The sequence below is a fragment of the Vibrio sp. 811 genome (assembly GCF_033339195.1).
This window is the reverse complement of record NZ_JAWOUB010000692.1, coordinates 1-580: the sequence shown is the minus strand read 5'-3', so window position 1 is coordinate 580 and position 580 is coordinate 1. Positions and strand designations below refer to the sequence as shown.

Genomic DNA, 580 nt, shown 5'->3' with positions numbered 1-580 from the left:
ATTCCAACAGTGAGTTCGATGCCATACGGTTAGCACCATGCAAGCCGGTATAGCTTACTTCGCCAATCGCGTATAGGTTTTTCAAATCCGTATGACCGTTTTGATCCACCATCACGCCGCCACAGGTATAGTGCGCAGCTGGTACGATTGGAATAGGCTCTTTGGTCATATCAATGCCCAAGTCCATCAAGCGCGAGTAAATGGTCGGGAAGTGCTTGGTGATAAAGTCCGCTGGTTTATGACTGATGTCGAGATACATGCAGTCTGCACCCAAGCGTTTCATTTCGAAGTCGATGGCACGAGCGACAACATCGCGGGGGGCGAGTTCTTTACGCTCATCAAAATCTGGCATAAAGCGAGTGCCGTCTGGGCGACGAAGGTAGGCGCCTTCACCACGAAGGGCCTCGGTCAGCAAGAAGTTGCGAGCTTCAGGGTGGTAAAGGCAAGTTGGGTGGAACTGGTTGAACTCTAAGTTCGCCACTCGACAGCCAGCTCGCCACGCGATAGCAATACCATCACCCGCTGAGACATCAGGGTTAGAGGTGTATTGATAAACCTTTGATGCGCCACCTGTCGCTAG

1 protein-coding gene is annotated in these 580 nt (G+C 51.9%); it reads right to left on the bottom strand.

The features are described from left to right. The coding region (locus R7Q46_RS28865; protein WP_318078539.1) for an FAD-binding protein at positions 1-580 on the bottom strand (580 nt) is incomplete at both ends.